Genomic DNA, 13,724 nt, shown 5'->3' with positions numbered 1-13,724 from the left:
GAGACTAAGTACGCCTACATCCTTTAGGTACTGGATTCACAAGTTCATTGTGTATAGGATGAAATATTACAGAATCAGCTTGGAGGGAATTTCACTTGTCAGCACAAGAATTGGATCTTCGCGATTATTTCCAGATTATCAGGAAGAGACTGTGGATGATTGTAAGCATCGTGGTTGTAGTTTGTATTCTTGCCGGAGTATACAGCCTGTATATCAAGAATCCGGTATATGAAGCTTCAACGAAAATTATCGTCAATCAGACCCCGACGCAGTCTACAGTAGGACAGCTTGATCTGAATCAGATCAACACTAATATCCAGTTGATTAACACGTACAAGGAAATTATTAAGACGCCGGCCATTTTGGATATTGTAGCCAAGAGCTACCCGCAATTCAATGTTACGTCGGAAGATTTACTAAATAAGGTTAACGTGAGTTCCGTCAATAATACGCAGGTGATGACACTTGTCGTTCGAGATAATTCGTACCAGAGAGCCGCAGAAATTGTGAATGCCATTTCACTTGTGTTTAAGCAGGAGATTCCATCGCTGTTCAATGTTCAGAACGTATCCATACTGAACGAAGCCAAGGTTGATCCTCCTGTAGCTCCGGGACCTGTAGAACCTAATGTGGTAATGAACCTGGCCATTGCATTTATCGTTTCATTGATGATTGGTCTGGGTATCGCTTTCCTGCTGGAATATATGGATGATACCTTGAAGACTGAAGAAGATATTGAGAAATATCTGGGTCTGCCAACGATCGCGATGATTACCAGACTTGGACAAGAAGAGACTAAAGCAACTGAATCTCAAGCTCAGACGCTGAACAGAAAGGCAGGGGAACTCGAACATGTCACAGCAGCTAAGTAAACAACGCCATCTGATTACCGTGACGAATCCGCGTTCACCTGTATCTGAAGCCTTCCGGGCACTGCGTACGAATATTGACTTCTCATCGGTAGATAAGCAGATTCAGATTATTATGGTTACCTCCTCCGGCCCTGAAGAGGGGAAATCTACAGTCACGGCTAACCTTGCAGCGGCCTATGCCCAAGCAGATAAGAAGGTACTGTTAATCGATGGGGATATGCGTAAACCGACGGCTCATAAGACCTTTTCGTTAAGCAATCGTTTTGGATTGTCTTCATTACTATCACAGCAAGCTGATCTGGAAGAAGTTGTCCAGGAGTCAGGTGTGGCTAACCTCTTCATTATGACATCGGGTCCAATCCCCCCTAATCCGGCAGAAATGATGTCCTCTAACCGGATGAGTGCTGTACTGGAGGAACTGCGTCAACGTTATGATATGATTTTGTTTGATACTCCGCCGCTCTTGGCTGTTACAGATGCGCAAATTGTCGCTTCTAAGAGTGATGGAGTCATTATGGTGGTCAGCTATGGTAAGGTGAAGCGGGAGATTGCTGCTAAGGCTAAGGCGAACCTCGATCGTGTGGGTGCGAAGATGCTGGGTGTTGTACTCAATAATGTGAAGCGCAAAGCCAGTGAAGGATATTATTACTATTACTACGGGAATTGACTTTCAAGTATGAAGAAATATGTTATTTTTGGAGGCACTAAAAATGACAGCGAAATCCAGGGTATTCATGTTATTCCTCATCGATCTGGTGATCATCTGGTTCAGTATCACAACATCGTATATGTTCAGGTTCTATGACGGCATTCCTCATGAGTATATGGTACAAATGCTCCAGTTCGGGCTGATCTCGACCATTGCTATAGGTGCTAGCTTGGTCTATTTCGGTCTATACCGGCGGATGTGGCAATATGCAAGTATCGGAGAAATCGTATCCATACTTAAGGCTATTGTGATAGGTGCGGTAATCTCTTATGGTATCGCGTTATTGATTCTCCCTGCACGTGTTCCTCTTGGGGTAGGTGTCCGGACCATGGAAACCATCCTAGTGCTGGTAGGTGGTATCCGTTTTGTGTGGAGATTTTTTCGGTATGAACGGGTCAGCTACAAAGATACGGAAACTCATGCACTCATTGTAGGTGCCGGAGACTGCGGGATGCTGATTGCCAAGGAAATGATGGGGCCATCATTTGCTCAGACCAAGTTGATTGGCTTTATCGATGATAATCAGAACAAATACCATATGTCGATCCTGGGACTGCCCGTATTGGGCAACAGATATGACATTCCCCGCCTTGTCAAAGAGAAAGATATTCATGAGATTATCATTGCTATGCCGTCCGTATCCAGAACGGAAATATCGGATATCATTAATCTGGCTAAGACAACCGGAGCCAAACTGAAGATCATTCCAGCACTAAATGATCTAATCGCTGGTAAGATATCCGTTAAGAAACTAAGAGATGTTAGTGTGGAAGATTTACTTGGACGGGAACCGATCATAGCTGATCTGAACGGCATCCTCGGTTATGTACATAAGAAGACGGTTATGGTTACCGGTGCAGGAGGTTCGATCGGTTCGGAGCTGTGCAGGCAAGTATCTCCATTTGCTCCAGACAAGCTATTGCTGCTAGGACATGGTGAGAATAGCATTTATACCATTGAGATGGAGCTGCGACAGAGCTTTCCCGAGCTGGAGATTATTACGGTAATCGCAGATGTTCAGGACCGCAATCGGATGATGGACGTATTCCGCAGCTACAGACCGCATGTAGTCTTTCATGCAGCAGCACATAAACACGTTCCCTTGATGGAGCGTAATCCTTCTGAAGCCATCAAGAATAACGTATTCGGTACCCGGAATGTAGCGGATTGTGCGGACCGGTTCGGAGCAGAACGATTTGTGATGATTTCCTCAGATAAGGCCGTTAACCCAACGAGTGTTATGGGAGCAACCAAGCGAATTGCGGAGATGTATGTACAGAGCTTGAATACCACGAGCCAGACTAAATTTTCAGCTGTACGATTCGGGAACGTATTAGGTAGCCGTGGTAGTGTAATCCCGGCATTTAAGAAGCAGATAGCTGCAGGCGGGCCAGTTACAGTTACGCATCCCGAGATGGTACGTTATTTCATGACGATTCCAGAAGCGGTTCAGTTGGTGATTCAATCGGGATCGTTTGCCAAGGGTGGCGAAGTATTCGTCCTAGATATGGGAGCGCCGGTTAAGATTCTTACATTGGCAGAAGATTTAATTACATTGTCCGGTTATGAACCCTATTCGGATATCGATATAACCTTCTCTGGTATAAGAGAAGGGGAGAAGTTATATGAAGAACTGCTGACTGACGAAGAAAACCTTGGCTCTACCCAGCATGACCGTATTTTCATTGGTAAACCGAATGTAATCAGTCAGAATCAACTGGAACTGGAATTCAAACGCTTAGAGCGCGTCTTGACGGAAGAGCCAAGTGCGATCCGTGAAGTAATCAATCAGATTGTTCCGATGCAACCTGTTGCACAAGCCGCGATCAGCTAACAAATACATTACGGAGGATTACTATGTTCAACAAGAGATGGAAGAGAATACTGGTATGGACTCTGTCGGTAGTTATAGTATTAGCGGTTGGTGGTTTATTTGCTGCTAATTATGCGGTGGATAAATTAATGAGTTCGATGGCTGGAGGATTGGACTTGGAGTCTGAGGATACTGCTCCAGTTACTAATCCGGTCGCAATTTCCGATCCTACTTCTGCACCTATAAGTACTGAAAGTGCGCCATTAGCGACATCAACTGCTGAACCTACACCAGGTGTTGTCTCGGAGAGTGCCAAACCGGCAGCTGCAGAAGAGCCTTCCACTAATCCAACTCAGCAAGTTGTTCCAAAGTCAACTCAAACCATTGCTGCACCAACGACTAAGCCAACGAGTACAGTGCCTCCGGCCAAAGATAAGAATCAGGACGGATACTCGGCTCAGGTTTCTACGGATAAAGCCAAACAGATACAGGAAAATGTAACGGTGAAAGAAAAGGCAGATGTAGCCTCTATTGTACTAGGACAGTTAAGTGTGTCGGACATCAAACGTCTGCAAGAGCTTGCCTCTGGTGGGCTAACGATTGAAGAGAAGCGTGAAGCTCGTAGTATTATTCTTGGGAAAGTCTCAGATGAACAATATAATGAGCTATCGCAAATAGCGAAGAAGTATGGTGTAAGTGAAGGGAAAACCAAAGATCAGGTTATTGAAGAAGAAAAGGCTTTACAACAAGGGAGTGAACAATAATGGCTAAAGTAAGAATATCCGCAACAGCGTTACTACTGTTAGCGCTAATTGGAGTGGCTCCATTAACGGCATCTGCACCTTTATCTGCCGCCGCAGCAGCTGTGACATTGCCTGCTGTTCAGACGGATTCAATCAAAGCACAGAACATGAATGTGAAAATGATATTTGACGGTGTTAGCATGACTCCGCCATCAGGGCAGTTAGTATTCATGTATAACAACACTACTTATGTGCCTTTGCGATTCATGTCTTATGCACTTCAAAAGAGTGTGAGTTGGGATGCTAAGAATCTCAAGGTTACTGTAGCGGAACCAACGAGTACTGAATTGGTAGTGATTAAAGAGTATCTAATGAATGTAGGGACTAGTCAGAATACATCGTCGAAGAGTGCAAATCTACAACCTGTAAAAGCAAGCTTTTCTTTTAATGGTTCTGCTAAGAACCTTCCTACAGGTCAATCTAGTTACATTTTAAATGGAGCGTTATATGTTCCACTTCGTTATCTGTCTGAATCAGTAGGCAGTGCCATAGTATGGGATCAGAAGGCTAAAACAATTACAGCAACTTCAAAGGCTTATCAAGAACAAAATAGTACTTCTGGAGGTAACATAGAACCAAAGCCAACGGCTTCTACGAAACCATCCCAAGACGGCGGTTCAAGTGATACAGGTAAAGTGTCCTACGAGAGTATTACGAGTGCTACTGAAGCAAAACTGAACGCTTTGAAATCTCAAAGTCAGTCCACTTTATTAAGTACAGCAATGGAATATCTTGCTGCAAAAGACGATGCTAGTAAGCAAAATATAATAGCTAAGGGTAAACAGCAATTATCATCCTTTACAGCCAGCTTCAATAGTATAGTTTCAGATGCTGAACAACAATTGAAGTCAAATGGATATAGCACTGATATTATTAATCAGTATAGAAGTGCATTTGAGTCTGAAATTCAGAATGGACTAAATAAAGTTGCAGGTATGGCGGACTAATCTCCGCCTATTATTCTATATTGATGAGGTTAAGAGCATGATGAAGCCATATTTAATTATCAAAAGAATACTAGATTGTTTTTTTGCTAGCATATTGATTATTATCACATCTCCTCTTATGTTAGCTGCTTTAATTTTGATTAAACTAAGTTCAACGGGACCAATCCTATTTCGTCAAAAACGGCCGGGTAAACACGGTGAGATCTTTATCGTATTGAAGTTTAGAACGATGTCATTAGAAAGGGATGCAGCAGGAGATTTATTGCCTGACATTGAGCGAATGACTCGTGTTGGTTCCTTCCTGAGAAAAAGTAGTATTGATGAGTTACCCCAACTTATAAATGTATTAAAGGGTGAGATGAGCTTTATAGGACCGCGTCCTTTATTGGTTCAATACCTTGAATGTTATACTCCTGAACAGGCTCGCAGACATGAGGCTACTCCTGGTATTTCCGGATGGGCTCAGGTTAACGGACGAAATGCGATCAGCTGGGAGGAGAAATTTAAATATGATGTTTGGTATGTAGATCATATAAGTTTTGTATTGGATCTTAAGATAATACTCAAAACAATTAAAAATGTTCTTATTAGAGATGGTATTAACAGTTCTCAGAATGCTACAATGCCAGTTTTCAAGGGTACACGAATTGAAAACTAATATAGATTGCAAATAGGGGTGTTATATTGTCAAAACTATTAATATTAGGAGCTGGTGGTCATGGTAAAGTTGTGGCAGACGCAGCAATGGCTTCTGGTAAATGGGACTCTATAGCATTTTTGGATAATAATCAGGAAATACATGAAGTGATGGGATTCTCTGTTGTAGGGGATTTTGAAAGCTACAAATTACAATTAGAGGAGTATTCAGCAGTATTTATTGCCATAGGGAATAATAAGATTCGGATGTACTGGTTAAATAAGTTAGAGCAAGAAGGTTATAATATAGCAACCATTATTCACCCCTTTAGTGTGATTAGTAGGTTTAGCTGCATAGGTAAAGGCAGTGTTATTTTAGCTGGCGTTGTAGTGAATGCTAATTCATCTATAAGTAGAGGTTGTATAATTAATACTTCTAGCACAATTGATCACGATTGTAGATTAGGTGAAGGAGTTCATATTTCTCCAGGAGTAAGTATTAGTGGTACTGTTACTGTGAAAGATTACACTTGGATTGGTGTTGGATCGAAGGTTATCAATAATATTTCCATTGGAGAAAATGTCATAGCTGCTGCTGGTTCTATAATAATAAAGGATATACCGGATAACGTTATGGTTGCCGGAATTCCCTCAACAATAAAAAAGTACTTTGGAGATGAACGATAATGCAGGAACGGATTTTTCTATCCCCTCCACATATGAGTGGAAATGAAATGAAGTACATACAAGAAGCATTTGATACAAATTGGATAGCGCCCTTAGGTACAAATGTAGACAAATTCGAAGAAGAATTATGTGAATATGTTGGAGTGAATCATGCATTGGCTTTATCTTCAGGAACAGCTGGAATTCATTTGGCTTTAAAATACTATGGTGTTGGCCCAGGCGACTATGTTTTTTGTTCGGATTTAACTTTTGCAGGTAGTTGCAATCCTATATTGTATCAATATGCGAATCCAGTGTTTATCGACTCTGAACCGGAAACTTGGAATATGTCTCCGGTTGCTCTTGAAAAGGCCTTTGAATGGGCTAAGAATGAAGATAAAATGCCAAAAGCAATTATTATTGTTGATCTTTATGGACAGAGTGCTGATTATGATCAATTGCTACCGATCTGCAGAAAATATGGTGTTCCTGTTATTGAAGATGCTGCAGAAGCACTAGGAGCAACATACAAAGGGAAAAAGTGTGGTACATTCGGTGATATAAGTATATTTTCATTTAATGGGAACAAAATCATTACCACTTCAGGTGGAGGAATGGTTGTCTCTAATGATGAGGCTGCAATTAAGAAAATGCGTTTCTGGTCTACACAATCTAGAGAAGCGGCTAAGCATTATGAGCATAAGGAAATTGGTTATAATTATAGAATATCTAACATTAGCGCGGGAATAGGGCGAGGACAACTACAGGCTTTAGAAGGATTTATTAAGAATCGAAAAGAAAATTATTACACTTATAAAGAGGGATTAAAGGAATTACCTCTTCAAATCATGCCCATTTCTGAACACGGTAGCCCGAATTATTGGTTATCGGTTGTAACTGTGAATATAAGCTCTTCCATTACTCCTGAATATATCATAGATCTACTTGGAACGAAAAATATTGAATCACGACCATTGTGGAAACCAATGCATATGCAACCATTATTCTCTGAAGCACCTATGTTCTATCATTTGGAGAGTGAATGTATTGGTAGACAATTGTTTGAATGTGGAATATGCCTTCCTTCGGGCTCATCCCTGACTAAAGTTCAACAGAGTTTAGTTTTACAAACTATTGATGAAGCTTTCTTATCGGTGCAACAATGAGGGTTCTATTCTTGACTCTTGCTTATCCAGAAGGTGAAAATTCAAGAAACTTATATGTAGACTTAATGCAGGAATTTTATGCGCGTGGTAATGAAGTCTATGTGATATGTCAGCGTGAAAAAAGATATGAAAAAGAAACTGAGCTTAATGAAGAGACCGGGATTCAAGTATTACGGGTGAGGACTGGCAATGTAACAAAAACTGGTTTTATTGAAAAGGGTATATCCACGCTACTAATTGAAACTCAGTTTAAAAAAGCTATTAAAAAGTATTTTAAACATATTAAATTTGATTTAGTTATATATTCTACTCCACCAATTACTTTTGTGAAAACTGTAGAGTATATAAAAAAACGTGATAAAAGCAAAACATATTTATTATTGAAAGATATTTTCCCTCAAAATGCAGTTGACTTGGGAATAATTAAAGAAAAAAGTTTAATAGGGCAATATTTTAGAGCAAAAGAAAAAAAATTGTACGGGATTTCTGATCATATTGGTTGTATGTCAAAAGCCAATGTTGATTACGTAATCAGTCATAATCCTGAGGTGGACACTGCTAAAGTTGAAATTTGTCCTAATTCTATTAATCCCCTAGCATTGTCAGTAATTTCTCCTTGGAAGAAAAGTGAGCTTAGGGAAAAATTTAATATTCCTGATAAGTCGGTACTCTATGTCTATGGAGGGAATTTGGGCAAACCTCAAGGAATTGATTTTCTAATTGAAGTTTTGAAATTGATTAAAGAGATGAAGAATATATTCCTTTTAATAGTTGGTTCAGGTACTGAATTTGATAAAATTAATAAATATTTAGTAGAAAGTAAGCAGACAAATGTGAGATTAGAAAAATACATGCTTAAGAATGAGTTTGACGAGATATTGACTATAGCAGATGTTGGACTTGTATTTTTAGATTCAAGATTCACCATACCGAATTTCCCCTCACGTATGAACTCTTATATGGAGTTTGCTTTACCTATCTTGGCTGCGACCGATGTTAATACGGATATTAATAAGATGTTTCAAGATGCAAATTGTGGATTATGGTCTCAAAGTGGGGATTTAAAGGGGTTCGAAAAAAATCTTGCAGTCTTAAACGAAAATGAAAAATTACGTACGGATATGGGCATGAATGGAAGGTTATATCTAGAGGCTAACTTCACCGTTGATAAATCTTATAATATTATAGTCTCTCATTAAAAAATGGATGTGGGGTATCAGCTTATGTTTACAGGAAAGACCTTGTTAATTACTGGAGGAACAGGTTCTTTTGGTAATGCAGTCTTAAAGAGGTTTCTAAACACAGAGATTAGTGAGATTAGAATATTCTCCAGGGACGAAAAAAAACAAGATGATATGCGCAAAGAATTGAGAAATGATAAAGTGAAATTCTTTATTGGGGATGTAAGAGATTATAATAGTGTGACAGCAGCAATGCATAATGTGGATTATATTTTTCATGCAGCGGCATTGAAACAAGTACCTTCATGCGAATTCTTCCCTATGGAAGCCGTAAAGACAAATGTTATTGGTACTGAGAACGTCCTCAACGCTGCAATTGCTTTTGGAGTGAAGAAGGTAGTATGTCTATCGACAGATAAGGCAGTATATCCTATCAATGCTATGGGCATCTCAAAAGCTATGATGGAGAAGGTTATGGTTGCCAAATCCAGAACTGTATCTCCTGAAGATACATTGATTTGTGGAACGCGTTATGGAAATGTGATGTGCTCCAGAGGTTCTGTTATCCCATTATTCATTGATCAGATTAAAAAATATGAAGATATTACAATTACAGATCCTGATATGACTCGTTATCTAATGTCCTTAGAAGATGCTGTTGAACTTGTGTTATTTGCCTTTAATAAAGCAGTACAAGGAGATATCTTTGTTCAGAAAGCGCCTGCCTCAACAATAGGAGAATTAGCCATTGCTCTAAAAGAACTGTTTCAATCAGATAGCCACACAAGAGTTATTGGAACTAGGCATGGTGAAAAGTTATATGAAACATTGCTTACACGGGAAGAAATGGCGAAAGCAACTGATTTGGGGAGCTATTATCGGATCTCTGCTGATACCAGAGATTTAAACTATGACAAATTCTTTGTAGAAGGCGATAAAGAAATTTCTGAGGGTTGGGAATACAATTCTCACAATACAGAAAGATTAGATATTCAAGGGATTAAAGAGCTCTTGTTAAGTCTAGATCTGATTAATAAAGAACTTAATGGCAGGGGCTAAGATAATGAAAACTGTTTTGGTAACAGGTGCCTACGGATTCATTGGTCGTAACTTGGTAGCGTCTTTAAACAGAAGAGAAGATATCGAGGTTATGAAGATTGACTCTAAGAATTCACTCCAAGAATTAGAAGAATATGCACATAAGGCCGATTTTATTTATCATCTTGCTGGAATTAATCGACCTGAAAATACTGAGGAATTCATGACTGGTAATTTGGGTTCCACTCAACACTTAATCAATATATTGAATTCGACCGGAAAGAAGACCCCAATACTTCTTTCTTCATCGATCCAAGCTGAGCAGGATAATGCCTATGGGAACAGCAAGCGCGCAGCGGAGGAAGCGGTTTCCGCTTATGGACATCAAAAGGGAGCTCGTACATTTATCTATAGACTACCAAATGTTTTTGGGAAATGGAGTAAACCTAACTATAATTCTGTAGTTGCAACTTGGTGCTACAATATTAGCAGAGAAATACCCATTCAGGTGAATAATCCAGAATCGGAAGTTAAGTTGGTTTATATTGATGATGTAGTTGAATCCTTCATAGCTGCACTGGATACTTTAAGTGGAACGTACTCAAGTGATTACTATGATATTTCACGCTCCTTTAATGTAAAGCTTAAAGACCTGGAAGCTAGCTTAGTATCATTTAAAATGAGCCGGAATACACTGGTTATTTCGAGTCTGAAAAGTGATTTTGAACGCTTTCTTTACAGTACTTATCTCTCATATTTGCCAGAGAACAATTTCGGATATGATTTGGAAATGAAACACGATAACAGAGGATGGTTAGCAGAGTTTATTAAGACTGAACATTCAGGTCAAGTATTTATATCCCGAACTAAACCAGGTATCACAAGAGGTAATCATTGGCATCATACTAAAGTGGAGAAGTTCCTTGTTATCGAAGGAGAAGCTGTAGTGAAATTCCGCCAGATTGAAGGCGAAGAAATCTTAGAATATCCGGTGAATGGATTATCTTTGAGAGTGATAGATATTCCACCGGGATACACACATTCCATCACTAATACAGGTACAACTGATGTAATAACCCTTTTCTGGGCAAATGAATTGTTTAATCCTGAAAAGCCAGATACTTATTACTTGGAGGTTTAAAGATGGTAAAACTTAAAGTTATGACAATCCTTGGCACCAGACCAGAGATCATTCGTTTGTCTGAGTGCATTAAAGCTTGCGATAGATATTTCAATCATATTTTAGTACATACAGGGCAGAATTGGGATTATACATTAAACGAAGTATTCTTCAATGAACTCGAACTTCGTCAACCTGATTACTTCCTTGAGGCAGTGGGAACTAATCTGGGCGAAACGATGGGGAATATAATAGCAAAATCGTTTGAAGTACTAGAGAAGGAAAAACCTGATGCTCTGCTGATCTTAGGTGATACTAATAGTGCACTTAGTGCAATTGCTGCCAAAAGACTGAAGATACCAATCTTCCACATGGAAGCAGGCAACAGATGTTTTGATCAAAATGTCCCTGAAGAAATCAATCGTAAGATTGTTGACCATATCTCGGATATCAATCTGCCTTATACAGAGCATTCCAGAAGATATCTTCTATCTGAAGGATTCCGTAAAGAACATATTTTTGTTACGGGCTCACCGATGCAGGAAGTTCTTCAAGCTCACATGGATAAAATTGATGCAAGTGATGTACTCGAACGGTTAAACGTGGAACCAGAGAAATATATAATTGTTTCCGCCCATCGTGAAGAAAATATTGATAATGAACAGAATTTCATGTCTTTGATGACTGCAATTAATAATATTGCCGAACAATATCAAATTCCAGTAATTTATTCTACGCATCCCAGAAGTATGAAATATATTGAGAAAAGAAAATTCAAATTTCACCCACTAGTTAGGAATATGAAGCCGTTTGGTTTTTTAGACTATAATAAACTACAAAAAAATAGCTATTGTGTCCTTTCTGATAGTGGCACACTTTCTGAGGAGAGTGCTATATTGGGATTTGCGGGTATATTATTAAGAACTTCTACTGAACGTCCGGAGGTTTTTGACAAGGGAACTGTTATAATTGGCGGGATTGATAAATCAGGTATTGAACAGTCAATAGAACTTGCGATCTCAATGAAAAATAATCAAGAAAAAATGGTTTTAGCCAATGATTACCAGGATAATAATGTTTCAGTTAAAGTAATCAAAATATTACAAAGCTTTGTGGGTATTGTTAATCGATCAGTATGGAATAAAACACAATAAAATGGCATTGAAGGGTTTGTTTTTTGATGAAAAATATTGTATTCGTAAATAATCCAGCGGCAACTAGTGGCGGAGCTTTGACAATTTTAAAGCAATTTATTCAACAAGTTGCTCAAAAAAATAAAAATATAAGTTTTTATATTTTTTGCTCATCTGATGATTTGATTGTTTATGAACGGGAAAACATTAAAATAATAGTGTTAAGCAGTACGAAAAATTGGATGTATAGAATGTATTGGGATTATATAGGATTAAAAAGATGGAGTATAAATAATAAAATATTTCCATCTATGATAATCTCACTACAAAACACGGGAGTATATAACTTCAAGAGGGTACCACAGGTGATTTATTTACATCAATCATTCCCATACTATCGAGAATATACATGGAGTCTTTTTAAAAGTGAAGAAAGAGCTTACTGGTTTTATAGAAATGTCTACAAGCATTTAATTCATTTATCATTAACAAAACAAACAAAAATTATAGTACAAAGTAATTGGTTGAAAAAAAGGGTTTCTAATATTCATAATTTAAATGTAAATGATATATTTGTTATCAAACCACATATAGAGGCTTTTGATAAGCAAACACAAGATGATAGCTATGAAAGTTTTATGTTCTTTCCTGCATCTGGGCAGTTATATAAAAATCATGAGATATTAATTAGAGCTTTGTCTATAATTAAGCAAAAATATCAAATGGAAGTTCCTATTGTTTTTACTTTGTCAAGAAAAAGTCAATATTCCATTCATTTATCTGCTTTAGCAAGTCAACTTGGGGTGGATAATCTAATTGATTTTGTTGGGGATTTGTCATATGAAGAAGTACTTGAATATTTCAGGAAAAGTAGATTAGTTGTTTTTCCAAGTTACATTGAAACGTTTGGCCTTCCTTTAGTTGAAGCTGCTTCGTTTAAGAAACCTATAATCGCTTCAGATTTAGAATATGCAAGAGAAGCATTAGAAGGTTATACAGGTGTTGAATTTGTAAGATATAATAATTCAAATGAATGGGCAGAAGCCATTTCTAATAACTTATTAGCATTAAATCATCCATCATATAGCTATGAAGGTGAATTTGACACAGATGATAAATGGAAAGCGATTTTCAGGGATATATTGGACTGATATATTATAGTAGATTCGACATTGATATTATGTATCCGCTGAAAATAACGTGTTAATGAGTAGAAAAGGAAGAGGTTGATATGGAAGATACGATAACAATTCTTATGGCAACATACAATGGAGAGAAATTTTTGAAAGAACAATTAGAAAGTATTCTTAAACAGAGTCATGAAAAATGGCGACTTATAATTCGAGATGACTGTTCAAAGGACAGTACACCAAAAATATTAAATGAATATAGTCAGAAAGACTCTAGAATTAAGTTTATATTGGGAGAAACAAATTTAGGTCCTGTTCTAAATTTTAATGAGCTAATAAAGCTGGCACTTAATTCAAAATATATCATGTTTGCGGATCAAGATGATGTATGGTTTGATTCTAAAATAGAAGTCTCTTTGGAAAATATTAAGAATATTGAAACAAGAATGGGTGAAGATATACCGATTCTTGTTTATTCGAAATTAAAGTATGTCAGTGAAGACCTTACTC

General features: G+C 38.1%; 14 protein-coding genes. All 14 read left to right on the top strand.

Translation table 11 applies throughout. The features are described from left to right. Nucleotides 1–95 precede the first annotated feature (95 nt). Entirely contained in the window at nucleotides 96–872 is a 777-nt protein-coding gene (locus A3849_RS11545) for a YveK family protein (RefSeq protein ID WP_074111550.1), read from the top strand. Next, nucleotides 853–1,539 (top strand): CpsD/CapB family tyrosine-protein kinase, encoded by a 687-nt coding sequence (locus A3849_RS11540; RefSeq protein ID WP_074111549.1) that lies wholly within the window; start codon nucleotides 853–855, stop codon nucleotides 1,537–1,539. Before A3849_RS11545 ends, A3849_RS11540 begins: the two co-directional genes overlap by 20 nt. Before the next feature lie 43 nt (nucleotides 1,540–1,582). Continuing rightward, nucleotides 1,583–3,415, top strand: coding sequence for a polysaccharide biosynthesis protein (locus A3849_RS11535; RefSeq protein ID WP_074111548.1), 1,833 nt, complete (start codon nucleotides 1,583–1,585; stop codon nucleotides 3,413–3,415). Between the two features lie 23 nt (nucleotides 3,416–3,438). Next, nucleotides 3,439–4,158, top strand: coding sequence for a hypothetical protein (locus tag A3849_RS11530; protein WP_074111547.1), 720 nt, complete (start codon nucleotides 3,439–3,441; stop codon nucleotides 4,156–4,158). Beyond that, nucleotides 4,158–5,144 (top strand): copper amine oxidase N-terminal domain-containing protein, encoded by a 987-nt coding sequence (locus tag A3849_RS11525; RefSeq protein ID WP_074111546.1) that lies wholly within the window; start codon nucleotides 4,158–4,160, stop codon nucleotides 5,142–5,144. Before A3849_RS11530 ends, A3849_RS11525 begins: the two co-directional genes overlap by 1 nt. Nucleotides 5,145–5,184: 40 nt before the next feature. Then, a complete protein-coding gene (locus A3849_RS11520) occupies nucleotides 5,185–5,802 on the top strand; it encodes a sugar transferase (RefSeq protein WP_074111626.1) in 618 nt (205 codons plus the stop codon). Nucleotides 5,803–5,828: 26 nt separating this feature from the next. Further along, nucleotides 5,829–6,467 carry an acetyltransferase gene (locus A3849_RS11515; protein WP_074111545.1) on the top strand — a complete coding sequence of 213 codons (639 nt, stop codon included), beginning with the start codon at nucleotides 5,829–5,831 and terminating at the stop codon, nucleotides 6,465–6,467. Continuing rightward, the gene (locus A3849_RS11510; RefSeq protein WP_074111544.1) at nucleotides 6,467–7,612 is read left to right on the top strand and encodes a DegT/DnrJ/EryC1/StrS family aminotransferase; all 1,146 of its coding nucleotides are present in this window, start codon (nucleotides 6,467–6,469) and stop codon (nucleotides 7,610–7,612) included. Before A3849_RS11515 ends, A3849_RS11510 begins: the two co-directional genes overlap by 1 nt. An 11-nt stretch (nucleotides 7,613–7,623) precedes the next feature. Continuing rightward, nucleotides 7,624–8,811, top strand: a complete 1,188-nt coding sequence (locus tag A3849_RS11505) for a glycosyltransferase family 4 protein (RefSeq protein ID WP_256700736.1) — start codon at nucleotides 7,624–7,626, stop codon at nucleotides 8,809–8,811. A gap of 24 nt (nucleotides 8,812–8,835) precedes the next feature. After that, nucleotides 8,836–9,852 (top strand): polysaccharide biosynthesis protein, encoded by a 1,017-nt coding sequence (locus A3849_RS11500; RefSeq protein WP_074111542.1) that lies wholly within the window; start codon nucleotides 8,836–8,838, stop codon nucleotides 9,850–9,852. A gap of 4 nt (nucleotides 9,853–9,856) precedes the next feature. Next, on the top strand, nucleotides 9,857–10,972 hold the full coding sequence (locus A3849_RS11495; RefSeq protein ID WP_074111541.1) for a polysaccharide biosynthesis C-terminal domain-containing protein: 1,116 nt from the start codon (nucleotides 9,857–9,859) through the stop codon (nucleotides 10,970–10,972). Nucleotides 10,973–10,974: 2 nt separating this feature from the next. Beyond that, the gene (gene wecB, locus A3849_RS11490) at nucleotides 10,975–12,105 is read left to right on the top strand and encodes a non-hydrolyzing UDP-N-acetylglucosamine 2-epimerase (protein WP_074111540.1); all 1,131 of its coding nucleotides are present in this window, start codon (nucleotides 10,975–10,977) and stop codon (nucleotides 12,103–12,105) included. Between the two features lie 26 nt (nucleotides 12,106–12,131). Further along, on the top strand, nucleotides 12,132–13,235 hold the full coding sequence (locus A3849_RS11485; protein WP_074111539.1) for a glycosyltransferase: 1,104 nt from the start codon (nucleotides 12,132–12,134) through the stop codon (nucleotides 13,233–13,235). Between the two features lie 80 nt (nucleotides 13,236–13,315). Next, nucleotides 13,316–13,724: glycosyltransferase (locus A3849_RS11480; RefSeq protein ID WP_143191790.1), on the top strand; the 409-nt coding region annotated here is incomplete at its 3' end.

The sequence above is a fragment of the Paenibacillus sp. P46E genome (assembly GCF_001909095.1).
GTDB lineage: Bacteria > Bacillota > Bacilli > Paenibacillales > Paenibacillaceae > Paenibacillus_AQ > Paenibacillus_AQ helianthi.
This window is presented reverse-complemented; position numbering and strand designations above follow the sequence as displayed.

Coding starts and splice junctions, on each gene's coding strand:
- A3849_RS11540 (WP_074111549.1), top strand. CDS start 853: ATGTCACAGCAGCTAAGTAAACAACGCCATCTGATTACCGTGACGAAT.
- A3849_RS11535 (WP_074111548.1), top strand. CDS start 1,583: ATGACAGCGAAATCCAGGGTATTCATGTTATTCCTCATCGATCTGGTG.
- A3849_RS11530 (WP_074111547.1), top strand. CDS start 3,439: ATGTTCAACAAGAGATGGAAGAGAATACTGGTATGGACTCTGTCGGTA.
- A3849_RS11525 (WP_074111546.1), top strand. CDS start 4,158: ATGGCTAAAGTAAGAATATCCGCAACAGCGTTACTACTGTTAGCGCTA.
- A3849_RS11520 (WP_074111626.1), top strand. CDS start 5,185: ATGAAGCCATATTTAATTATCAAAAGAATACTAGATTGTTTTTTTGCT.
- A3849_RS11510 (WP_074111544.1), top strand. CDS start 6,467: ATGCAGGAACGGATTTTTCTATCCCCTCCACATATGAGTGGAAATGAA.
- A3849_RS11500 (WP_074111542.1), top strand. CDS start 8,836: ATGTTTACAGGAAAGACCTTGTTAATTACTGGAGGAACAGGTTCTTTT.
- A3849_RS11495 (WP_074111541.1), top strand. CDS start 9,857: ATGAAAACTGTTTTGGTAACAGGTGCCTACGGATTCATTGGTCGTAAC.
- wecB (WP_074111540.1), top strand. CDS start 10,975: ATGGTAAAACTTAAAGTTATGACAATCCTTGGCACCAGACCAGAGATC.
- A3849_RS11485 (WP_074111539.1), top strand. CDS start 12,132: ATGAAAAATATTGTATTCGTAAATAATCCAGCGGCAACTAGTGGCGGA.